20 protein-coding genes are annotated in these 22,784 nt (G+C 70.5%); 13 read left to right on the forward strand and 7 right to left on the reverse strand.

The genetic code is table 11. The annotated features are described in order from the left end of the window. Positions 1-272 precede the first annotated feature (272 nt). On the forward strand, positions 273-1,448 hold the full coding sequence (locus G3576_RS21875) for a D-alanyl-D-alanine carboxypeptidase family protein (RefSeq protein WP_207622969.1): 1,176 nt from the start codon (positions 273-275) through the stop codon (positions 1,446-1,448). A gap of 179 nt (positions 1,449-1,627) precedes the next feature. Further along, on the forward strand, positions 1,628-2,854 hold the full coding sequence (locus tag G3576_RS21880; RefSeq protein WP_164696567.1) for an SAM-dependent methyltransferase: 1,227 nt from the start codon (positions 1,628-1,630) through the stop codon (positions 2,852-2,854). Between the two features lie 3 nt (positions 2,855-2,857). Here the strand turns inward: G3576_RS21880 and G3576_RS21885 are convergent, their stop codons facing one another. Genes G3576_RS21885 through G3576_RS21895 form a run of 3 tightly spaced genes read right to left on the reverse strand, consistent with a single transcriptional unit; the run spans position 2,858 to position 6,519 of the window. Next, entirely contained in the window at positions 2,858-4,174 is a 1,317-nt protein-coding gene (locus tag G3576_RS21885) for a protease (RefSeq protein WP_164696568.1), read from the reverse strand. A 47-nt stretch (positions 4,175-4,221) separates the two neighbouring features. Next, on the reverse strand, positions 4,222-5,331 hold the full coding sequence (locus G3576_RS21890) for a DSD1 family PLP-dependent enzyme (protein ID WP_164696569.1): 1,110 nt from the start codon (positions 5,329-5,331) through the stop codon (positions 4,222-4,224). Positions 5,332-5,346: 15 nt separating this feature from the next. Beyond that, positions 5,347-6,519, reverse strand: a complete 1,173-nt coding sequence (locus G3576_RS21895; RefSeq protein ID WP_164696570.1) for an aminotransferase class V-fold PLP-dependent enzyme — start codon at positions 6,517-6,519, stop codon at positions 5,347-5,349. Between G3576_RS21895 and G3576_RS21900 the strand changes: the two genes are divergently transcribed. Genes G3576_RS21900 through G3576_RS21910 form a run of 3 tightly spaced genes read left to right on the forward strand, consistent with a single transcriptional unit; the run spans position 6,518 to position 9,299 of the window. Continuing rightward, entirely contained in the window at positions 6,518-7,684 is a 1,167-nt protein-coding gene (locus tag G3576_RS21900) for an acyl-CoA dehydrogenase family protein (protein WP_164696571.1), read from the forward strand. The two genes, G3576_RS21895 and G3576_RS21900, sit on opposite strands and share 2 nt — an antisense overlap. Further along, a complete protein-coding gene (locus G3576_RS21905; protein WP_164696572.1) occupies positions 7,684-8,508 on the forward strand; it encodes an alpha/beta fold hydrolase in 825 nt (274 codons plus the stop codon). Before G3576_RS21900 ends, G3576_RS21905 begins: the two co-directional genes overlap by 1 nt. Then, complete coding sequence (locus G3576_RS21910; RefSeq protein WP_164696573.1) at positions 8,505-9,299, forward strand: alpha/beta fold hydrolase; 795 nt, start codon at positions 8,505-8,507, stop codon at positions 9,297-9,299. Before G3576_RS21905 ends, G3576_RS21910 begins: the two co-directional genes overlap by 4 nt. Before the next feature lie 143 nt (positions 9,300-9,442). On the opposite strand, the gene G3576_RS21915 is transcribed toward G3576_RS21910, so the two are convergent. Both G3576_RS21915 and G3576_RS21920 read right to left on the reverse strand, forming a co-directional pair. After that, a complete protein-coding gene (locus G3576_RS21915) occupies positions 9,443-10,627 on the reverse strand; it encodes an ABC transporter substrate-binding protein (RefSeq protein ID WP_164696574.1) in 1,185 nt (394 codons plus the stop codon). Continuing rightward, positions 10,624-11,394, reverse strand: coding sequence for a maleate cis-trans isomerase family protein (locus G3576_RS21920; protein ID WP_164696575.1), 771 nt, complete (start codon positions 11,392-11,394; stop codon positions 10,624-10,626). The genes G3576_RS21915 and G3576_RS21920 overlap by 4 nt, the downstream gene beginning before the upstream one ends. A 95-nt stretch (positions 11,395-11,489) precedes the next feature. Between G3576_RS21920 and G3576_RS21925 the strand changes: the two genes are divergently transcribed. The 6 genes from G3576_RS21925 to G3576_RS21950 all read left to right on the forward strand — a co-directional run bounded on the left by G3576_RS21925 (position 11,490) and on the right by G3576_RS21950 (position 17,212). After that, complete coding sequence (locus G3576_RS21925; RefSeq protein ID WP_164696576.1) at positions 11,490-12,449, forward strand: Bug family tripartite tricarboxylate transporter substrate binding protein; 960 nt, start codon at positions 11,490-11,492, stop codon at positions 12,447-12,449. 129 nt (positions 12,450-12,578) lie between these two features. Further along, positions 12,579-13,595, forward strand: a complete 1,017-nt coding sequence (locus tag G3576_RS32365) for a calcium-binding protein (protein WP_164696577.1) — start codon at positions 12,579-12,581, stop codon at positions 13,593-13,595. A gap of 68 nt (positions 13,596-13,663) precedes the next feature. After that, complete coding sequence (locus tag G3576_RS21935) at positions 13,664-13,849, forward strand: hypothetical protein (RefSeq protein WP_164696474.1); 186 nt, start codon at positions 13,664-13,666, stop codon at positions 13,847-13,849. 60 nt (positions 13,850-13,909) lie between these two features. Beyond that, positions 13,910-14,464, forward strand: coding sequence for a dCTP deaminase (gene dcd / locus G3576_RS21940; RefSeq protein ID WP_164696578.1), 555 nt, complete (start codon positions 13,910-13,912; stop codon positions 14,462-14,464). Between the two features lie 255 nt (positions 14,465-14,719). Further along, positions 14,720-15,973 carry a UDP-N-acetylglucosamine 1-carboxyvinyltransferase gene (murA, locus tag G3576_RS21945; RefSeq protein ID WP_164696579.1) on the forward strand — a complete coding sequence of 418 codons (1,254 nt, stop codon included), beginning with the start codon at positions 14,720-14,722 and terminating at the stop codon, positions 15,971-15,973. A 42-nt stretch (positions 15,974-16,015) separates the two neighbouring features. Then, positions 16,016-17,212 (forward strand): acyltransferase family protein, encoded by a 1,197-nt coding sequence (locus tag G3576_RS21950; RefSeq protein WP_164696580.1) that lies wholly within the window; start codon positions 16,016-16,018, stop codon positions 17,210-17,212. A gap of 6 nt (positions 17,213-17,218) precedes the next feature. Here G3576_RS21950 and G3576_RS21955 read toward each other — a convergent pair whose 3' ends face one another. Then, positions 17,219-17,998 (reverse strand): short-chain dehydrogenase/reductase, encoded by a 780-nt coding sequence (locus G3576_RS21955; protein ID WP_235952328.1) that lies wholly within the window; start codon positions 17,996-17,998, stop codon positions 17,219-17,221. Between the two features lie 2 nt (positions 17,999-18,000). Further along, positions 18,001-19,542, reverse strand: a complete 1,542-nt coding sequence (locus G3576_RS21960) for an acetolactate synthase large subunit (RefSeq protein WP_164696582.1) — start codon at positions 19,540-19,542, stop codon at positions 18,001-18,003. Between the two features lie 191 nt (positions 19,543-19,733). Here G3576_RS21960 and G3576_RS21965 point away from each other — a divergent pair, with 191 nt between their 5' ends. Together G3576_RS21965 and G3576_RS21970 are read left to right on the forward strand one after the other, a co-directional pair. Next, positions 19,734-22,004: a fused MFS/spermidine synthase gene (locus G3576_RS21965; protein ID WP_164696583.1), complete on the forward strand. Its 2,271-nt coding sequence runs from the start codon at positions 19,734-19,736 to the stop codon at positions 22,002-22,004. Between the two features lie 68 nt (positions 22,005-22,072). Then, entirely contained in the window at positions 22,073-22,528 is a 456-nt protein-coding gene (locus G3576_RS21970) for a hypothetical protein (RefSeq protein ID WP_207622971.1), read from the forward strand. The last annotated feature ends 256 nt before the right edge of the window (positions 22,529-22,784 follow it).

Here is a 22,784-nt window from a genome sequence, read left to right on the forward strand (position 1 = left end):
ATGCAGCACGACCCCTATCTGCCTACGCTCGCATTCCGATGCAAGCACAATTTTGCAGTGCAGCAATTTCGATGGCTGAAAAAAATGCCCGGGGTTCGCCGGCGCCTTCGCACAACCCCGAGAGGGGGTGCGAAGTCGCTGGAGAACAATCCGTTAAGTCCTTGCGGTTACACCGTGTTCCGCAAACACCCCCGTGGACAGGGGCAGTCCTTCGTCCGTAGGTTGTTGCGGGCGGCGATGCACGGGGGGTGTGTTGCCGGGGGGACTATCTGATGCGTTTCAGGCTCGGGACCTGCGCGGGACTCGTCGGCCTTGCCTTGTCCGTCCTGGGCCCTGCCCCGGCGGCAAAGGCGCAGATCGGCAGCGACCGCTACTCCGCCATCGTGCTCGACAACCGGACCGGCAATGTCCTGGTCCAGGCCAGCCCGGACGAAACCCGCCATCCGGCCTCGCTGACCAAGATGATGACCCTCTACATGGTGTTCGAGGCGCTGCGCGAAGGCCGGCTCTCCCTCACCTCCGCCGTTCCGATCTCGGAGGAAGCGGCCTCCCGCCCCCCCTCCAAGCTCGGCCTGCCGCCCGGCAATTCCCTGACTGTCGAGCAGGCCATCATGGCGCTCGTCACCAAGTCGGCGAATGACGTCGCGGCCGCGGTCGGCGAACGCCTCGGAGGCTCCGAGGAACGCTTCGCCCAGATGATGACGCTGCGCGCCCGCAGCCTCGGCATGACGCGCACCACCTTCCGCAACGCCTCCGGCCTGCCGGACCCGGACCAGGTGACCACGGCGCGGGACATGGCGACGCTCGGCCGGCGCCTGCTGCAGGACTTCCCCGATCGCTACCACTACTTCGGCATGCAGCACGCGGCCTTCCGCGGGCTGCGGCTGCGCAACCACAACCGCATGCTCGGCGAGTATGAGGGCGTGGACGGCATCAAGACCGGCTACATCCGCGACAGCGGCTTCAACATCGTCACCAGCGCCAGCCGCGGCGGGCAGCGGGTGGTCGGCGCCGTCTTCGGCGGCAACTCCTGGGTGGAGCGCGACCAGCACATGGCCGCGCTGCTGGACCAGTCCTTTTCCAGCATGGGCATCACACCGCGGCCGGTGATGGCCCGCGCCCCCGCCAGCGTGGTGCGCAGCGCGGATGCGGCGCCTGCCGCCCGCCCCGCCCGGGCCGCCGCGCCGACGACGTCCCGCCAGCAGGCGGTGACGCGCAACGCGACCGCAGCGCGCGCCACGCCCCGCACGCCGCCCCGCACGACCACCACGGCCCGTGCCACTCAGCCCGCCCGCGCGACGCCGGCGGCCACCACGCGCCCGGCAACCACCCGACCGACCACCCGTCCCGCCGCGGCGCCGGTCACCCGCACCACCAACCGCGCGGTGCCGATCCCGACCACCCCGACGCAGGCCGCGCCCCGCATCCGCACCGCCGAGGCCCGCTGACACCGGCGCCTGACAGCTCCGACCCGCTGCCCACTCGGCCAGGCCAGCTCGCGGCGCGAAACGCGCAGCGGGCTGGCGCGTCATGCGTCATCGGTTAAGGTTTAGTGACTGCGGGGGACCGCCCGCCCTGCCGGCGCCGCCCCGATCCGTCCGATACGAATACCCGGGACGAAGACGCGATGAGCCACACCTTGGATGACGGCGCGACCGCGCCAAACGCCGTGCCTCGCATCGGCTTCCGCGGCGCGCTCCTCCGCCGCATCGCCGCCCGCCTCAGCCATGGCAGCCTCACCGTCGTCACGCCGGCGGGCGCAACCTGGCGGCACCGGGCACCCAACCCCGGCCCCGACGCCACCATCGTCCTGCATCGCTGGCGCGCCGTCCGCCGGCTGGCCTTCGGTGGCGACGTCGCCTTCGCGGAGGCCTTCGGCGATGGCGACTGGTCCAGCCCCGACCCCGCCACGGTGGTGGCGCTGGCCTGCGTGAACGGCGCGACGATCGATCCGCTTGTGGTGGGATCCCGCCTTGCGCGGCTTTGGAACAGGCTGCGGCACCGGCTGCGTGCCAATACGCGGGCCGGCAGCCGCCGCAACATCATCGCGCATTACGACCTGGGGAACGAGTTCTTCGCCGCTTGGCTCGACCCGGGCATGACCTATTCCTCCGCCCTCTATCGCCGCCCCGGCGCGACGCTGGAGGAAGCGCAGACCGCCAAGCAGGACCGGGCGATCGAGCTGCTGGACCTGCGCGGCGGAGAGCGCGTGCTGGAGATCGGTATCGGCTGGGGCGGGCTGGCGGATCGGCTGCTGACGACGAGCGACGCCACGCTCACCGGCATCACCCTCTCCCCCCGCCAACTCTCCCATGCGACCGCAAGGCTTTCCGCGGCGGGCCTGGCGCCACGCGCCGACCTGGCCTTGCAGGACTACCGCGACGTCACCGGCAGCTTCGACCGGATCATCTCCATCGAAATGTTCGAGGCGGTGGGGGAGGCTTATTGGCCGGCCTTCTTCCAGGCGGTGCGGGACCGGCTGGTGCCGGGCGGCCTCGCGGTGCTGCAAGTCATCACCATCGCGGAGGAACGGTTCGAGGCGTATCGCCACGGCGCCGACTTCATCCAGACCCACATCTTCCCGGGCGGCATGCTCCCCTCCCCCTCCGTGCTGCGCGCCCATCTGGCAGCGGCCGGCCTGGTGCTGGAGCAGGAGGAGTGCTTCGGGGAGAGCTACGCCCGCACGCTCGGCGAATGGCATGCGCGGTTCCAGGCGGTGCAGCCACAAATCGGCGCCATGGGGCTGGATGACCGCTTCCAGCGGCTCTGGCGCTACTACCTGGCGTATTGCGAGGGCGGCTTCCGGACCGGCGCCATCGATGTCGGGCTGTATCGCATCCGGAAGCCGGCCTGACCCTCAATCCGCGCCCGTTTCCTCCGGGCGGCGGAAGCGGGCGAGGAACCAGGTGAAGCGGTGGTGCCAGGACAGGTCCGGGCGGTCCACGATCCGCGCCAGCGGCACCGCATAGTCAAGCAGGAAGCCCGGGGTCCAGGTGGCGCTGTCGGCGCGCAACCGCATCAGCCCCGCCAGCCACATATCCGGGTTGACCAGCAGGGCCAGCAGCCGCTGCCAGGGCCGGTCCGTCGCCAGCACGCCCTCCAGCGCCGCATCCAGCGCGCCGGCGATCACCGTGGAGCAGTTGCGGTTGACGACGTTGTAGGTGCTGTCCTGCCGGTAGCCGATCCAGAAAGCGCGCAGCCGGCGGGCATTGTAGGTGTGGAAACGCACCTCCCGGTCCGCCTCCACCCATTGCGCCACCTCCGCCGCGTAGCTTGGCTGGAACAGGCCCGGCGCGTCATTCTCCTTCGACCCGCGCAGCGCATGCAGGAAGTGGTTGCTGGACCGCGTCATCTCCTGCCTGGGGTAGTGGCTTATATAGACATCCGGCGCGACCTCCATCGAGGAATGGCCGGTCGAGATGCTGCCGTCCCGGTCCACGGCGCCGATGTAGCGGTCGAGGATCGGCAGGCGGTCGGTGATGTTGGCGCATCCTCGCGGCGTCCAGACGCGGACCAGGATCGGCTCCGCCTGCCGTCGCGCGCCGGCATCGTCCTCCACCAGGATCGGCGCGTGCTCGTACCAGCCGCGCCCGGCGAAGAGCGGCAGCATGAGGATCGCGACCTCCTCCTCCAGCGTGCGCAGCATCACGCCGAGGCGCAGCAGCAGCCACCCCGCGCCACCGATGAAGACGCCGACGCAGAAATGCACGGCGTGGGTGCGCGGGATGGGCCACCCGGCGATCAGCAGCAGCGCCAGGACGAACTCACCCACAGCCACCGCGACATGGATGCGCCAGCCTACATAGCGACCGACCATCGCCGGCACGATCCGGCCGACGCCATCCACCAGCAGCAGCACAGCGTAGAACAGGCCGAGTGCCAAGTCGCTTTCGATCGGCGCCAGCAGGACCGCGAGCCCGGCCAGCATTGAGGCCGCCGGCGCCAGGCAGGCCAGCGCCCCGCGTCGCGCCACCGCGGCCGCCGCCAGTGCCAGCGCACCGTAGACGGCGAAAGCAAGGCCCAGCGCGTGGTAGGTGATGGCGGAGATGGCTGGCACGACATCCGTTACCACCAGCGCCGCCAGCACCATCAGCCCGACACCAAGCGCCGCGATGCCATGCCAATGCCCGCGAAAAGAGGCCGGGCCGATGAGAAGGAATGCCAGCTTCAGCATGCACACGCCCGGATTGCAGGACGCCGGGCATAATCCACCAGAGGCGCCTAGGCCATTCCCCCCCGTGCCGCGATCGGCCAGAGGCATTCCACCCGGCCCTTGCGCACGCCGACATACCAGTCATAGCGATCGACCGTCGGGTCGCAATGGCCCGGGATCAGCCGCAGCTTCTCGCCCAGCTTCGGCGCCAGCGCCGGGTCCTCCGCCCTGATGTTCCCGTGCTCGTCGGACGCGCCGGTATAGGCAAGCCCCGGCCGCCCATGGACCAGCGGCAGGCCGCTATCCACCGCGACGGCCTTGTGGCCGGCATCCAGCACCGCGAAGCCCTCCCGCGGCGCGCTCATCACCTGCGAGAGCACGAAGAGGGAATGGCGGAAGGGCGGCGGGTCCTCGTTCCGCCCATAATCCGCATCCATGAAGGCGTAGGAGCCCGCCTGGATCTCGTTCCAGATGCCCGACGCGGCCTCATGCTGGAAGGTGCCGGTGCCGGCGCCGCCGATGATGGCGCAGGAAAGGCCGCGCTGGCGCAGCTGCTCCACCGTGCGGCGCGTGCCTTCCGCCGCATGGGCGATGGCATCGCGGCGCTGGTCCGGCGTGCGGCGGTGCTGGGCATTGCCGTGGTAGGATTGCAGCCCGCCGAAGATGAGGTGCGGGCTGGCCGCGATCCGCTCTGCCAGCGCCACCGCCTGCGGCCCCGGCTCCACGCCGCAGCGGCCGGCGCCGCAATCGATCTCGACCAGCACGGTCATCCGGATACCGGCATGCTCCGCCGCGGATTCGATGGCGGCGATGCCCGCCAGGTCATCGGCGCAGACAGCGACCTTGGCGATGCCGGACAGCGCGGCCAGGCGCGCCAGCTTGCGCGGCGCGATCACCTCGTTGCTGACCAGGATGTCGGGCACGCCGCCCCAGGCCAGCGCCTCGGCCTCCGCCACCTTCTGCACGCATTGCCCGACGGCGCCGCGCTTCATCTGGGCAAGCGCCACCACCGGCGATTTGTGCGTCTTGGCATGCGCGCGCAGCTTCGTGCCGGTCGGGGCCAGTAGTGCCGCCATGGTGTCGAGGTTGTGTTCGAAGGCGTCGAGGTCGAGCACCAGCGCGGGGGTGTCGATATCCTCCTCGCGCATGCCGGGCTCGGCGGGGGGGTGCTGGAGCATGCTCTGTCCTATTCCTCAGGAAGCCATGGCGGCGGTCAGCGCGGCCATGATCGGGTCGAGTTCGCGTTCGTCGTTGTAGCCGTGGAAGCTGATCCGAATGCGCCCACGGCCATTCCAGGCCAGCACGCCGCGCGCGGCCATGCCCTCCACGATCGCGCCGGCGCGCTCATGCGCGATGCAGACGCTGGCGCCGTGGCGGGCGGGGTCGGGCGGCGTGATGGAGGGGATGCCCGCGGCGTCGAGCCGCCTCAGCAGCCCGCTGGTCAGCCGCTGCACATGCCGCTGCACCACGCCTTGCGGGATCGCCTCGAGGACATCGAGCGCGGCATGCAGCGCATAGGCCGGCGCATGGGCCGGGTTGCCGCGCGTGAAGCGCCCGCCATCCGGCCGCAACGCGATGGGCGCGGCATAGTCGGGCCGCGGCCCCGTGACGATCGAGTACCACCCCGCCGTCGCCGGCGCCCAATCCGGCTGCCGCGCGCGGTTCCAATAGGCCACAGCGAGTCCGGTCAGCCCCAGCATCCATTTGTAGCAGGCGGAGAAGGCGAAATCGGCGACCTCGGCCTCGATCGGCATCCACCCATTCGCCTGGGTGTAGTCCACCACCAGCATCGCCCCCGCGCGATCCGCCACCGCCCGCAGCGCCACCAGATCGTGCCGCGCGGCATCGAGGTAGGAGACGGCGGAGACCGCGATCATCCGCACCCGCCCCGTCGCGGCGGCCGCCACCGCATCCGGATCGCCCATCGGCACGAAGCGCAGCTCGACGCCCGGGCGCATCGCCAGCGGCACGACGACGGAAGCGTATTCCTTCGCATCCACCAGCACCACGTCGCCCGGCTGCCAGTCCAGGCTCTCCACCAGCATGGACATGCCCTCGGCCACCGAGGAGACGAGGCCGATGCCCGCCGTCTCCACCTTCCACCAGGCGCCGAGCCGCGCGCGCAGCCGCTCCACCTCCGCATCCAGCCGCGCCCGCCCCGCAGGGCCCTCCGACTTGTCCACCGCATGGCGTTCCAGCGCGGCGGCCTGGGCGTGCAGCACCGGCGTCTCCCCGGCCGCGCAGGCATGGATCGTGCCGCGCGGAATGCGGAAGGCGGCGGGGTCGAACAGCGGCACGGGCGGGCCCTCGGGGTTGCGCTTGCCGGCCATGCTGGCACGCTCCGGCCGGAGGAGACAGACGGGCATGGATTTTCAGCTCTCGGCCGAGCAGGAGGCGCTGCGGGAGGCCATCGGCCGCATCTGCGGGCGCTTCGGCGACGATTACTGGCTGGCCAAGGACCGCACGCACGCATTCCCGCATGAATTCCACCAGGCGCTGGCGGCCGATGGCTGGCTCGGCATCTGCATGCCGGAGGAAGTGGGCGGCGCCGGCCTCGGCGTGACCGAGGCCGCGATCATGATGCAGGAGATCGCGCAGAGCGGTGCGGCGATGTCCGGCGCCTCCGCCGTGCACATGAACATCTTCGGCCCCATGCCGGTGGTGGTGCACGGGACAGCGGAACAGAAGGCGCGCATGCTGCCTCCGCTGATCGAAGGCCGCGAACGCGCCTGCTTCGCGGTGACGGAGCCGAATACGGGCCTCGACACCACGCAGCTGCGCACCTTCGCGGAGAAGCGCAACGACCGCTACGTCGTCACCGGCCAGAAGGTCTGGATCAGCACGGCGCAGGTCGCCGACCGCATGCTGATCCTCGCCCGCACCACGCCGCTCGACCAGGTGCGGAAGCGGTCCGAGGGCCTGTCGCTGTTCTACACGAAGCTCGACCGATCGCGCGTGGAGGTCCGCGAGATTCCGAAGATGGGCCGCCATGCCGTCGATTCGAACCAGCTCTTCATCGACGGGCTGGAGGTGCCAATGGAGGATCGCATCGGCGAGGAGGGCAAGGGCTTCGACTACATCCTGCACGGCCTCAATCCGGAGCGCATCCTCGTGGCCGCGGAAGCCGTCGGCATCGGCTTCGCCGCCATCGCGCGCGCCAGCCAGTATGCGAAGGAGCGTGTCGTCTTCGGCCGCCCCATCGGCCAGAACCAGGCGATCCAGCATCCCCTCGCCGCCTGCTGGATGCAGCTGGAAGCGGCAAGGCTGATGGTGATGCAGGCGGCCTGGCGCTACGACCAGGGCCTGTCCTGCGGGGCGGAGGCCAATGCCGCGAAATACCTGGCGGGCGAGGCCGGCTTCAATGCCTGCCAGCAGGCGGTGATGACGCTCGGCGGCTATGGCTATGCGCAGGAATACCATCTGGAGCGGCTGCTGCGGGAAAGCTTCATCCCGCGCATCGCGCCTGTCAGCCCGCAGCTCGTTCTCTGCTACATCGCCGAGCGCGTGCTCGGACTGCCAAGGAGTTACTGATGGAGTTCCTGGATCGCCTCGATGCCAGCGCGACGCGGCGGGAGACGCCCTGCGGCGACGGCACGATGGTCTGGCGTTGCTGGAACGAGGGGGCAGGCCGGCCGCTGGTGCTGCTGCATGGGGGCAGCGGGTCCTGGCTGCACTGGACGCGGCAGATCGAGCCCTTCGCCGCGGAACGCACCGTGCTGGCGCCGGACCTGCCGGGCCTCGGCGAAAGCGCCAATCCGCCGGGCGAGCATTCGCCGGGCAATGTCGCCGCCGTCGTCACCGCGGGGCTGCGTGAACTGGTGCCGGCGACGGAAACTGTCGACCTCGCCGGCTTCTCGTTCGGCGCCAACATCGCGGGCCATGTCGCGGCGCTGCTGGCGCCCCGGCTGCGCAGCGTGACGATCCTCGGCGCGGGCTCCATGGGCACGCCGCGGCATCCGGTGCCGCTGATGAAAGTGCGGGACAAGGAAGGCGCGGAGCGTGTCGCGGCGCATCGCCACAACCTCGGCTCCATGATGATCGCGGATACCGCGAAGATCGACGACCTCGCGCTGGCGATCCAGGAACGCGCCTTCATCAATTCCCGCCTGCGCAGCCGCCCCTTCGCAACCGCGACAATGCTGGCGGATGCGCTGGTGCGCGCGCAGGGCGTGCCGGTGAACGCCATCTGGGGCGATCGCGACCAGGTGGCGATGCCGGACATATCGCTGCGGACGGATGCGCTGAAGCGCGCACGACCCGACGCGCGCATCGCCCTGGTGCCGGGCGCCGGCCATTGGGTGGCCTATGAGGCCGCGGATCAGGTCAATGCGCTGCTGCGGGAGTGGCTGGCATGATCGCCTCCCTCCCCGGCGTCGATCTTTTCTACACCGACAGCGGCGGCGATGGCGCGCCGCTGGTGCTGCTGCACGCGAACACCGGCAATGCCGATAGCTGGGAGATGCAGACAGGCCCCTTCGCCGAGGCCGGCTTCCGCGTCATCGCCTTCGACCGCCGCGGCTGGGCACGCAGCGCCCCACGCCCCGATACCGGCCCGCAGCCCGGCAGCATCGCGGAGGATCTCGACGCGCTCGCCACGCATCTGTCGCTGCCGCGCTTCCACCTTCTGGGCGTGGCGGGCGGCGGCTTCGCGGCGCTGGACTACGCCGCCTGGCGCGGCGACCGGCTGCTCTCGCTGATCGTCGGCGCCAGCTACGGGCAGTTCGTCGATCCCGAGATCACCGAGCCCTACAGCCGCATCGCGACACCGGCCTTCAAGGCACTGCCGAGCGAGATGCGTGAACTGGGCCCGACCTATCGCGGCTTCGAACCAGGCGGCCTGGCGCGCTGGATCGAGATCGACCGCAACGCCATCCGTGCCGATGGCGTGTCACAGCCGCTCCGCACGCCGAACAGCTTCGCGAAGATCGCGGCCATCGACCTGCCCTCGCTGGTGCTTGCCGGTGGCGCCGATCTCTACGCGCCGCCCGCGCTCATGCGGCTCTGGGCGTCGAACCTCAAGCGGCACGACTTCCGCGTGATTCCGGATGCCGGCCACGCCATCAACTGGGAAGCGCCCTCGGTCTTCAACACGCTGGTGTTGGATTTCCTCGAGCAGGTTACAGCGACTTCTCCAGCAGGTACATGATCAGCACGGCCACCGCCGCGCTGCCGGCGATCAGCGGGAAGGTGTAGGGCATGGTCGGGCCCTGGTCGTGACGGTCGCTCATCGGCGTGTCCTCCTGGCTTGTCCAAGGGGAACGCCACGCTCTCTCGCGAAGTTCGGAAGCGTTACGCCAGCAGGGGGCGGAGCCGGAAGGCCAGACGCTCCACCGTCTCCGCGACGGGTCGCGGCCGCACCAGCATCGCCTCCACCTCGAGGCGGATGATCTCCTCCACCCGCGCCACCTGGGCGATAGGCGGCAGCGCCGGACGCGCGATCGGCAGCACCGCCGCTTCGGCCGCCGCCCAGGGCACCGCGGCCGCGTAGCGCGGATCGGCCAGCACGGTCAGGCGCACGGGGCCATTGCCGTTCAGGCCGGCGCGCAGCGTGGCCTCCGCCCCGGCGAGGCGCTGCATCGCGCGGATCGCGCCATCGCGGTTCGGTGCTGAGCGCGGGATCACCAGCGCCTCCACCGCCACCGTCACCGGCGCCGGCCCACCCGCCGCGGCCGGCAGCGCCGCGACGCTGATACGGCGAGCATCACGGCTGGCGCCCGGCGCGTTCAGCGCACGAAGCCGGGCCATCGGGCCGATGGCGAAGGCGCCACGCCCCTGCTGCATCTCCGCCAGCGCCAGGGCGGCGCTGAAGCGCGGCAGGATGCGCGGCATCACGCCCCCTCCGAACAGCGCGGCCAGCACTTCCAGCCCGCGGCGGAAGCCTGTTTCCGTGACACGCACCGTCAGGTCGGGCGAGAGCACATCGCCATCCCATATCCGCGCGATGTCCAGCACCGGCGCCAGGCCGATCCCGTCCAGCACCAGACCGGAGACGGCGGTTCCATCCTCCCGAGGGCCGGTAGCGGCGCGGCAGGCCTCCAGCAGCGCCTCCGCCGTGGCGGGCGGCGCCACGCGCCGCGCGGCCAGCACGGCCTCGTTGGTGAAAAGGCCGGGGATCGATTGCCCGAAGGGCAGGCCGAGAAGCCTACCGTCCTGCGTGAAGGCCTGGCGCAGCGCCGGCGGGATGTCGGCCAACGCAGCATCGTCGATCAGGCCATCGAGCGGCAGGAGATGATCCAGCAGCCGCGGCGCCACCAGCCGATGCGGCAGCAGGCCGAGGTCGTAGCCTGGCGCCGCCAGCCCCATGTCCCGCAGCAGGCGAGGCGCATCGCCCATCACCCAATCGGCATGCGGCAAGATGCCCTCAAGCACCGTCCGCTGCCGCGCATCGCCCAGCACCACCACGCGATCCGCCTGCGCACGGGCAGGGCGCGCCAGCAGCGCCGGCAGCGACAGCAGCAGCGTGCGGCGCGTCACGCGCCCATGCGCTCCCGGTACCGCTTCCCCCAATCGCCGCCGCGCACCCACTCCATCAGGCTCTCGCCATCCGCGGGCTGCTTCGTCACGGCGCGCACGCAGCGCCAGGCCAGCGCATGCATGCAGGACGTCACCGGCGCCTCCCCCACGAACGGCTGCCCGAGGATAGCCCCCAGCGTCGGCATCCCCGTCCCCAGCATCGCGACCGCCTGCGCGCGCCCTGCCGGCAGCGCGGCCAGCGCGGCCGCGGCGCCGGCGGCGCTCATGGCGTAGATCGGGTGGAAGGCGCCGTCCTGCATCGCGCCACGGGAGACATCGACGACATCGAAGCCGCGCGCGCGCCAATAGCCCGTCGCCGCATCCGTCAGGTCATCGGGATAGGGCGAGACGAGGCCGATCCGCTCCGCCCCCACCGCATGGAAGGCGTCCCGCACCGCGGTCGCGGCGGTGATGACGGGAATGCCGAGCTTGTCCTCCATCCGCGCCACCAGCGCATCCTCCTCCTCCACGCCGGCGTAGTAGCTGGCACCCGTGCAGGCGAAGGCGATGGCGTCGATCGGCGCATTGGCGAATTGCGCGGCCGATCCCGGCAGGTCCCGCAGATAGTCCAGCAGCCGCGCCACGATGGTGTCCTTCGGGCTGGTCAGGCGGGCATTCAGCATGGCGATGCCGGCCGGCCAGAGCATGGCGAATTCCGGCTCCACCGTCGTGTTCGCCTGCGGCGTCAGCACGCCGACCAGGCCCAGGGTGGCGTATTCGACGGTCATCGCTGTGTCTCCAGGCCAACTGCAATCGGATCGGTGTCCTTGTCCCGATCCGAGGCCCTCGGCAAGATGCCGGCAACCTTCGCCGGAAACCGCCCATGCGCCGCCGCCCCCTGCTGACGCTGTTGCCCACCCTGCTGGCCGCGCCAAGTCTGGCCCGCGCCCAGGCCGGCTACCCGCAGAGGCCGGTACGCATGGTGGTGCCCTTCCCGCCCGGCGGCACCACGGACTTCATCGCCCGCCTGGTCGGCCAGCACCTGGCGAGCAGGCTGGGCCAGCCCTTCGTGGTGGAGAACCGCGCCGGCGCCGGCGGCACGCTGGGCTCCGACTTCGTCGCGAAAAGCCCGCCGGACGGCCATGTGCTGATCGTCTCCAACATCGCCAGCTTCGGCGTAGGGCCGAGCGTCTACCGGACCATGCCCTACAACTCCGTCACCGACTTCGCGCATATCGCGCTGATGGCGGAAATCCCCTCCGTGCTGGTGGTGAATGTCGCCAGCCCGATCCGCACGCTGGCGGATTTCATCGCCGCGGCGAAGGCGCGGCCGGGCCTCGCCGTGGGCTCGCCGGGCAATGGCACCTCGTCCCATGCCAAGCAGACCATCCTGCAGCGCGCCGCGGGCATCGAGACGACGCATGTCCCCTATCGTGGCAGCGGACCGATGATGAACGACGTGATGGCCGGCTCGCTGGAATCCATGATCACCACGCTGGTGGAGGCCGGGCGCAACGAACGCTTCCGGCTGCTGGCCGTCACCGCCGAGGCGCGGGTGCCGGGCTGGCCGGATGTGCCCACCTTCAAGGAGCTCGGCTATGCGGACCTGGTGGCCTCCACCTGGTTCGGGCTTTCGGGCCCGGCCGGCACGCCGCCGGCGATCGTCGAGCGGATCAATGCCGAGGTGCTGGGCGGCCTCGCCACGCCCGAGATCGCGGCCCGGCTGATCGAGACCGGCGCCACCCCGCGCCGCATGACCGCCCCCGAATACACCGCCTTCATCGAATCCGAGGTGCGGCGCTGGGCCGGCGTGGTGCAGGCGGCGGGGATCAGGCTGGACTGAGAGGCGGGCGGCCGCAGGCAGAGGCTCGGGCGAAGTCTGCCATAGGCACCGCCTCATGGACGATCGGCGCTGCGGCGCTAAGGTGCCGCGCCAAACCGGCTGCCACCCCGACCTGCCATGCGAGCCTTCATGCCCAAATCCAGCTTGCCCCAACCCCTCGACGACGAGGCCCTCGCCCAGGCCACGGGCGGCTACTTCTCCGGGGGCTGGGATATGCATCCCGAGGTCAATCGGGACGGCTGGACGCCCGATGCCCCGGAGACCGTGACCTACCACATCGCCGGCTCGGACGGGATGGACAGCCTGACCGGTGGCCAGGGCGACGACGTCTTTGCGGGGAACAATCAAAACGACACGCTGATCGGCCAGGGCGGCAACGACCTGCTGATGGGCGGCAGCGGTCACGACTCGCTGAGCGGTGGCGGTGGCGAGGACACGCTGGAAGGTGGCTCAGGCGACGACACCCTGCTGGGCGGCGCGGGCAATGACGTCATCCGCGGTGGCGATTGGGGCTATGTCAAGGGACCGGACCCGGAACGCCAGCACGGCCAGCCCTGGCGTTGGGAGAATTCCTCGGCCCATGTCGATGCCGGCAGCGGCAATGACAGCGTGATCGGCACGCATGGCTCGGACATGATCCAGGGCGGCGATGGGGACGACACGCTGGATGGCGGCTGGAACGGCCAGGATACCATCGAGGGCGGCGCCGGCGACGATGTGATCCGCATCGGCCACGATACGGTCTACGAGTACTACGGCAGCGCACGCGGCGAGGTCGATGGCGGCAGCGGCAACGATTCCATCTGGGGCAATGGTGAGGATGACCTGCTGCGCGGCGGCAGCGGCGACGACCTGGTCGATGGCGGTGCGGGCAACGACACCATCATCTGGAACCCGGGCGATGGCAACGACACCGTCGCCGGCGGTGCGGGCAACGACACCCTCTGGATCCGCATGCCCGGCCTGATCCTGGATGATATGCGCTTCACCTTCGACAACCAGAGCCTGACCGGGCAGGTGCGCGAACTCGGCGGCGGCGCGATGCATCTGGGCGAGCAGGTCAGCGGCACCGTCAGCTTCATGTCCGACGGGCAGGAGGTGACCATCCGCTTCAGCGGGATCGAGACGCTGCGGATCAGCGCGTGATCCGGCGGGCCATGCCCGCGCCCGACAACGGGGCGGCGCAATCGGCGCATCGGGTGTAAGAAGGCCGAATGACCGATCGCCCCAAGAGCGCGCCGGAGACCCAACCGATTGCCCCCCGCACCTCCGCCAAGGCCGAGCGCGAGGCCCGCCTGGCCGCGGCACTCCGGGAGAACCTCCGCAAGCGCAAGGCCCAGGCCCGCGCCCGGGCGGAGGACACCCCGCCTCCGCCACCACCCGCGGAGACGAAGGACTAGCCCCCCCGGCCCGGCTGGGGTAACCCCTGCGCCCCGACGCGCTGGAGCCCGCCCCACCCCATGCCCATCATGCCCGACACCTGGATCCGCCAGATGGCCCAGGACAAGGCGATGATCGAACCCTTCGTCGAAAGCCAGCGACGGGAGGGCGTGATCAGCTACGGCCTCTCCTCCTACGGCTACGACGCGCGACTGGCCGACGAATTCAAGATCTTCACCAATGTGGACAACGCGATCGTCGATCCGAAGGTCTTCTCGGACCAGGGCTTCGTCACGCGCCGCGGGGAGACCTGCATCATCCCGCCCAACAGCTTCGTGCTGTGCCACACCATCGAATACTTCCGCATCCCGCGCGACGTGCTGGTCATCTGCCTCGGCAAATCCACCTACGCGCGCTGCGGCCTCATCGTGAACGTCACGCCGCTGGAACCCGAATGGGAAGGCCAGGTCACGATCGAGATCAGCAACACCACACCCCTGCCCGCCCGCATCTACGCGAACGAAGGCATCTGCCAGTTCCTGTTCCTGCAAGGCGCCGGCGCCCCCGAAACCAGCTACGCCGACCGCCAAGGCAAATACATGCGCCAACGCGGCGTGTCGCTGCCACGGCTCTGAGGGGTGGCGCGGGGGGCCCTTGCGAGGGGCGCTGCCCCTCGCGCTCCCCGCCGAGGGGCAGCGGCCCCTCGGAACCCCTTTCATGGGTGGTGGGATGAGGGGCCGGCGAGAGCGCATGCCCGACGGGCGTTCCGGCCCCTCATCCCACCACCCATCAACATGAGGTCCAGGAGCCCGCTGGCTCCTGGTGGGGGGTGCCGGGGGGCAAAGCCCCCTGGCAAAAGCCCCCCGCGCCGCACCTGAGGAGCCGAAGGCATGGACCGTATTCGCATTCGCGGGGGCAGGCCGCTCAAGGGGTCCATTCCGATCGGGGGGGCCAAGAACGCCACGCTGCCCTTGATGGCGGCGGGGTTGCTGAGTGACGGGCCGCTGGTGCTGGAGAATGCGCCGGATCTCGCGGATATCGCAACGATGCGGCATCTCTTGTCCCAGCACGGGCTATCCGTGGTGCATGACAAGGCGGCGCGGACGCTGACCATGTCGGGCGCCGCGAACAACCTGGAGGCGCCCTACGATCTCGTGCGCAAGATGCGCGCGAGCGTGCTGGTGATGGGTCCGCTGGTGGCGCGGTTCGGGGAGGCGCGGGTCAGCCTGCCGGGTGGCTGTGCCATCGGCACGCGGCCGGTCGATCTGCACATCAAGGGCCTGGAGCAGATGGGCGCCGTCTTCGACCTCGAGGGCGGCTACATGCATGCGAAGGCGCCGAACGGGTTGAAGGGCGCGCGGATCATCTTCCCCCAGGTGAGCGTGGGCGCGACCGAGAACCTGCTGATGGCGGCCTGCCTGGCGGATGGCACGACGGAGCTGGTGAATGCGGCGCGGGAGCCGGAGATCGGCGACCTCGCCATGTGCCTGATGCGCATGGGCGCGCGGATCGAGGGCATCGGCACCGACCGCCTGGTGATCGAGGGCGTGAAGAGCCTGGGCGCCGCGACGCACCCCATCATCCCCGACCGGATCGAGGCCGGCACCTATGCCTGCGCGGCCGCCATCACGGGCGGCTCCGTGTTCCTGGAGGGCGCGCGGATGGTCGATCTCGGCGCCGTGGTCCGCGTGATGCGGGAAGCCGGCGTCGATGTGGCTGAGGAGCATGGCGGGCTGCGCGTCACGCGGTCCAACGGGTTGCGCGGCGCCGACGTGATGACGGAGCCCTTCCCCGGCTTCGCCACCGACATGCAGGCGCAGTTCATGGCGCTGATGTGCGTGGCGGAGGGTGCCTCGATGATCACGGAGACGATCTTCGAGAACCGCTTCATGCATGTGCCGGAGCTGATGCGCATGGGCGCCCGCATCAAGTATCACGGCCAGAGCGCCATCGTCCGCGGCGTGCCGAAGCTGTCCGGCGCGCCGGTGATGGCGACGGATCTGCGGGCCAGCGTCAGCCTGGTGCTGGCGGGGCTGGCGGCGCAGGGGGAGACGATCGTGAACCGGGTCTACCACCTCGACCGCGGGTATGAGTCGATCGAGCGGAAGCTGGGGGCGGTCGGGGCGGATATCGAGCGGGTGTGAGGGCGCGCCTTCAGGGACGGCGTGGCGGGGAGCGTGGTTGGCATGGCGCTGGATGGCGCTGGGGTGGCGGTCGTGGCGGGGCAGCGTCATGCCGGGTTGAACGGGCTGCGCGGCATCCTTTGCGCGCAGATCATGATCGTGCACTTCATCATGGCTTATCTGCCGGATGCGCTGACGCCCTATAATCCGGCGCTCTTCCCGCCCACCGCGAACCCGCACTGGCTGACGCCGTGGTTGCAGCTGCCGGGCGTGACGCTGCTGACCGGCGGCAATTTCGCGGTCATGACCTTCCTGGCGCTGTCCGGCTATGTCGTCACGATGCCCTATTTCCAGGGCCGGGCGGATCGGCTGCGCGTCACGCTCTGGGGTCGCTACATCCGCCTGACGGTCGCCATGGCGCCGGTGATCCTGCTGTCCTGGCTGCTGTCGCAGGCCGGCCTCTATGCCGTGGGCGCCGTGGCGGCGGAGACGGGATCCGTGATCATCGGCACGCAGATGCCGCCGGCGGAGCTGACGCTCCCGGCCGCGCTGCGGGACATGGCCTGGCATGTGGTGGTGACCGGGGAGACGCATTTCAACAGCGCGCTCTGGACGCTGCGCTACGAATTCCTCGGCGCGCTCATGATCCTGGCGCTGTTCCTCGTGATGCCGCATCGCCTGCGCGCGGTCCCGGTGCTGGCCTTCATCGTCCTCGTCGCGCTGCTCTTCGGGCCCTTCGCAATCTTCGTGATGGTGATGCTGGGCGGTGCGCTGGTGCATGCGGTGCGGGTGCCGGCGCGCGCGGTGCCGTTCCTGGCCGTCTTCGGGCTGTTCGTCGGGTCCTACCTGCCGGGCCACGCGCCCTATTCCTGGCTGCCGGCGCCCTTCACCGCGCCGGAGCAGGTCTTCTTCAACGTGCCGCTCTACAACATGCTGGGGGCGGTCTGCCTGGTGGCGGCGGTGTCGCGGGGCTTCGCCGGGCGCTGGCTGTCATCCCGGCCGCTGCAATGGCTGGGGGACCTGTCCTATGCCGGCTACCTGCTGCACCTGCCGCTGCTGTGCTCGCTCTCGGCGGGCCTCTATCTGGCGCTGCCGCGGGGCGATGTGGCGCTGCTGGTCAACCTGCTGGTCTATGTCGCCGTCGTGCTGGCGCTCGCCGCGCCCTATACGGCCACCGTCGATGCGGCGGGCATTCGCTGGGCGCGGCGCTTCGGCGAATGGGTGGCGCGCCCGCCGGGCGCGCCGCGCGCAGCCGGGTAGCGCCTCCTACCCCCGGAACATCCCCCCGCCATCCACGTCCACCACGGTGCCGTTCACATAGGCGCCGCGCGGCCCGCTCAGGAACACCGTCAGGTCCGCGATCTCCCGCGCCTCGATCGGCCGGCCGAAGGGCAGCCCGGTCAGCGTCTCCGCCCAGCGCTCCTCATCGCCGAACTTCAGCTTCGCGTTGACGCGGGCCTGCGTCTCCATCCGGTCCGTGCGGGTCGCGGCCGGATTGATGCCGAAGACCCGCACGCCCATCGCCTGCGTCGCGCCGCCAAGCGCCGAGGTGAAGGCGATCAGCGCCGCATTGCCGGCGCCGCCGCAGACATAGCCCATACGGGGTGCGCGCCCGGCCATGCCGATGATGTTGCAGATGACGCCCGCGCGCCGCTCCTCCATCCCCGGGAGGTAGAGCTGGCACAGATGGATGTAGCCCATGACCTTGAGGTCCCAGGCCTGCTGCCAGCGGGCGATCGGGATGTCCTGCAGCCGGCCGGAGGGGATGGCGCCGGCATTGTTCACCAGGATGTCGATCTGCGCGTGGGCGGCATGCACCCGCTCCCGCTCCTCGGCCTTGGACAGGTCGGCGGCCATCGTCTCGACGCGCACCTGCGCCGCGCCGCGCACCTTGTCGGCGGCCGCGGCCAGCGCCGCGGCATCGCGCCCGACCAGCACCACATCGGCGCCTTCCCGGGCGAACCCCTCCGCGCAGGCCAGGCCGATGCCTTTCGATCCGCCCGTCACCAGCACGCGCTTGCCGGCGACGCCCATCTCCATGGCCATGCTCAGACCTCCATCTCGATCAGGAAGGGCGCGTCGGAGGCGAAGCTCTGCTGCATGAGGTCGGCCACGCCTTCCAGCGTGCCGGTCCGCGCCGCCTCCACGCCCATGCCGTTCGCCAGCTTCACCCAATCCAGGTTCGGATTGCCGAGGTCCATCATGTCCAGCGCCGTGCGGCCGGGATTGGCGCCAACGCCCTGATATTCGCCGAGCAGGATCTGGTACTTGCGGTTGGAGATGACGATCGTCGTGATCGGCAGCCTCTCCCGCGCCTGGGTCCAGAGCGCCTGCAGCGTGTACATGCCCGACCCGTCGGCCTGCAGGTTGATCACGCGCCGGCCGGGCGCGCCGATGGCCGCCCCCGTGGCGAGCGGGATGCCGCAGCCGATGGCGCCGCCGGTGATGTGCACCCAGTCATGCGCCGGCGCATTGTGGGTGAACTTGTAGAAGCCGCGGCCGAAGGAGACGCTTTCATCCGCGATGACCGCGTTCTCCGGCATCAGCGCCGCCAGCGTCTGCGCCAGGCCCTCCGGCGTCGGCTTGCCGCGCACGGGGTCGGGCCGCGGGCCGGCATCCGGGATCGCCGCCGCGCCGGCGCCGAGCTCGTCCGCCAGCGCGGTCAGCGCCTGGATCGGGTCATGCTCGTAGCGCGTCAGCAGGACGATGTCGGCGTCCTCCCGGTGGTGGCGGGATGGCTTGTTGGGATAGGCGAAGAAGCCGACGGGGGCTTTGCTGTTCACCAAAATGATGGTGGTGAAGGGCTTCAGCGCCTCGATCGCGAGGTCCGCGGGATAGGGCACGCGTTCCAGCTGCATCCGCCCGCGGCCGCGCGCCACCTTGGCGTTCGACATCTCCGCCAGGATGGTGGCCCCCGTCGCCTGGCCGATGCGCCAGGCCAGCGCCTGCGCTTCCTCGGTCAGGGCGAGGCCGCCCAGCAGGATCAGCACGTTGGACCGCTCCCGCAGCACCTTCGCCGCGTTGCGCACGGCATGCGGGTCCGCCTGAGGTCGCGCCGGCACGGGCAGCGCCGCGGCCGGGCCGCCCGGCGCCTCGTCCCAGCAGGTGTCGGAGGGCAGGATCAGCGTCGCGATCTGCCCGGGGGAGGTCATGGCCGCCTGCACGGCGGTGGCGGCATCGCGCCCGACCTCATCCGCCCGCGCGACCGTGCGCGTCCAGCCGGAGACGGCGCGGGCGAAGCCTTCCGTATCCGCGGTCAGCTGCGCATCGAGCGGGCGGTGGTAGGTCGCCTGGTCGCCGACGCAGTTGACCATGGCGGAGCGCGCCCGGCGGGCGTTGTGGAGGTTCGCCAGGCCATTGGCGAGGCCCGGGCCGCAATGCAGCAGCGTGGCCGCCGGCTTGCCCGCCATGCGGAAATAGCCATCCGCCATGCCGGTGACGACATTCTCCTGAAGCCCCAGCACGCAGCGCATCCCGGGGATGCGGTCCAGCGCCGCGACAAAATGCATCTCGCTGGTGCCCGGGTTGGCGAAACAGGTATCGACCCCCGCCCCCAGCAATGTGTGCACCAGGCTTTCGGCTCCGTTCACTCTAGCGGCTCCCCCTTGCGATGGTCCGGGAGGGTGCGCGGGCGCGGCGAAGGCCGCAAGGGGAGCAAAGCCGCATAGGTTTTGCCTTACCCCGGGGTGACAGCGCCGCAATACTGACGCAGTTTTCTCCGAATGATCCAAGACCCGCTCCAGGGGGGCTGGCGGGCTGGATCACGGATTGGGGACCGCCGATGCCACGCTTGGCCATCGCCTTCTTCTGCTCGGGCTTCGGCGCCCTGCTTTGCCAGATCGTCTGGCAGCGCATGCTGGGCATCTTCGCGGGGTCGGACACGATCTCCGCCGCGCTGGTCGTCGGCGCCTTCCTCGCGGGGCTCGGCCTCGGCTCCATCATCGGCGCCAAGGTGGCGGACCGGCTCTCGCCCTACCGCGCCATGATCGGCTTCGCCCTGGCGGAGGGCGGCGTCGCGCTCTTCGCCCTGGTGTCGAAATTCTTCCTCTATGACTTCCTGGCGATGGACCTGGCCGGCGTCGTGGACGATCCGATCGCCATCTTCGCGCTCTGCTTCGCCGGCCTCGTGCTGCCCACCACGCTGATGGGTGCCTCCCTGCCGCTGCTGGCCCGCGCCATCGCGGACCGGCTGGACACGGTGGCGGAGCGGATCAGCAGCCTCTACGGCCTCAACACGCTGGGTGCCGGCCTCGGCGCGCTGCTGGGCGGCTGGTTCATCGTCGGCAATCTCGGCTTCGTCGGCGCGCTGGTGCTGGCCGCGGGGCTCGACCTGGTGGCGGCGGTGCTGGCGCTGACCCTGCTGCCGACGCTCGGCCGCGCCGCGCCCACCGCGCCCTCTCGCACCACCCAGGCCGCCGGCACGGCGGAGCCCTTCGGCAGCCTGAAGCTCTGGTGCCTGCTGGTCTTCCTGTCGGGCTACGTGATCGTGGCGCTGGAGATCGTCTGGGTGCGGCTGCTGGGCCAGGTGGGGCAGTACCACGCCTACCTCTTCCCGACGGTGCTCGGCATCTTCCTGCTGGCGGACGGCCTCGGCATGGCGGTCGCGGCGCGGATGGTGCGGAAGCTGAAGGACCCCCGCCCGGCCTTCTTCATCACCCAGGCCGGCGGCTTCGCCCTGGCCGCGGTGCTGATCCTGGCGCTGTTCATCGCCCTGCCCTACTGGCCGATCAACCAGTTCCTCTCGGCCGATGTGCAGCGACTGCGGGGCGGCGGCCTGGCCACCACCGTCATCCTGACGCTGATCGTGGTGGGCCCGCCTTCCTTCCTGATCGGCATGACCTTCCCCTTCGTCCAGCGCGCCGTGCAGCAGGATCTGGCCTCGGTCGGTGCGCGGGTCGGCTGGGTGCAGCTGGCCAACATCCTCGGCAATGCCGCGGGGTCCATCGGCACGGGCATCGTCACCTTCCACCTGCTCGGCACCGCCGGCACGCTGAAGCTGCTGGCCGGGCTTTCGGTGCTGCTGATGGCAGGCTGGCTCTGGAAGGAAGGCCGCGGCCGCAAGCCGGAGATGGCGCTGGCCGCCGCCTGCGCGCTGGCGCTGGTGGCGCTGCCGGGCAATGCCACGCTCTGGTCCCGCCTGCATGCCGAACAGCCCAACCACGTTGTCGCCTGGGCGGAGGACCGCTCCGGCGTCGCCTTCTTCCGCGACGACAACCAGGCGGGGCAGCAGGGTCCGCACGGCCCCTTCTTCATCCAGGGCTTCTCGCAGGGCCGCATCCCCTTCCTGCCGATCCACCAGTTCCTCGGCGCCGTCGGCCCGCTGGTGCATCCCGACCCGCGCATGGTGCTCTGCATCGGCATCGGCTCCGGCGGCACGCCCTGGGCGGCCGGCGTGTCGCCGGCCACGCAGCAGGTCCGGGCGATCGAGCTGGTGGGTCCCGTGCTGACGGCGCTGGAGCAGATCGGCAAACGCTACCCCCAGGGCCCGATCGCCGAGATGTTCCGCAACCCCCGCTGGCAGCTGGAATACGGCGATGGCCGCCGGGCGCTGTCCAAGGGCGACCAGCTCTATGACGTGATCCAGGCGGATGCGATCCTGCCGGAGGGGTCGCATTCCGGCCTGCTCTATTCGGAGGAGTTCCTCCAGCAGGTCCGCCGCCGCCTGGCGCCCGGTGGGATCTATGTCCAGTGGGCGCCGACGGAGCGGGTGGTGGAGACCTTCAGCGCCGTCTTCCCGCACACGCTGCTGCTGATGCCCTCCTCCGTCATTATCGGGTCCGACCGGCCGATCCCCTATGACGCATCGGCACTCGCCCGCCGCTTCGCGGATCCCGCGGTGCAGGCGCATCTGGCGCGGGGCAACACGGGGTTCAGCGACTATGCCGGCCTGTTCAGCCGCCCGCCGCTGGCCTGGAACCCGGCCACGCCGCGCGTCGGCGCCACGCTGACGGATGTCTTCCCGCGGGACGAGTTCTACCTGAACAACACCGTCACCGGCACGCAGGCGCTGGCGCGGCCGCAGGACCTGCTGCTGCGCGCGGCGCATCGGTAGTGGCGCATCGGCTGGCGGGACGGGATCGCGCGTTCTAGATTCGGGCGCCCTGCACACGGAGTCGCGGCGTGAAGAAGGTCCTGGTCTTCGGCTTCATCTGCGGGGCGCTCGCGGTGATCGTCTTCCACCAGGGCACGCTCTGGGTGCTGTATCACCAGTTCCCGCTGATCAAGGCCGTGACGGGGGCGGCCGACGCCTTCCGGCCGCAGGGGCCGGGCTTCAGCCTGCGCGGCGTTCCGCCCTGGAACGTCCCCCAGGTGGTCTCCATGGCCTTCTGGGGCGGGCTCTGGGGCATCCTGCTGGCGGCGCTGATCCGCTGGGTTCGCATCCCCGACCTGATGGGCGGCTTCGTCATCGGCATGGTGGCGACCGTGGTCGCCATGACGGTGGTGGCGCAGATGAAGGGCCTGCCCATGTGGGCCGGTGGCAATTCCATCGCGATCTGGCGGGCGGTGCTGCTGAACGGCGCCTGGGGCTGGGGCACCGCGATGCTGCTGCGGCCCTTCGTGCTGAGGGGCGATTGATGCCGATGGCCGGCTGCGGCGGCGGCTGGCCGCCACGGCCTTCCGCGCCGGCTGCTTCGCGGCTGCAGGCCAACCCTCCTCATCGCGAGCGGGTAAAGGGGATTTAGGACTACAGCGTCTTTAGCCGTTTAGCCGGGTTATGCACCTTTAGTCGCGATTCAGCGGGATGGCCGCCGGACGCCGCCGGCCTGCGAGGCGAGGCTTTTCAAGGACATGGCCATCTCGACCGGGGCGACCAGCCCGGGACGCTGCGCCA

Source organism: Falsiroseomonas algicola (assembly GCF_011040385.1).
GTDB classification, from domain to species: Bacteria; Pseudomonadota; Alphaproteobacteria; order Acetobacterales; family Acetobacteraceae; genus Falsiroseomonas; species Falsiroseomonas algicola.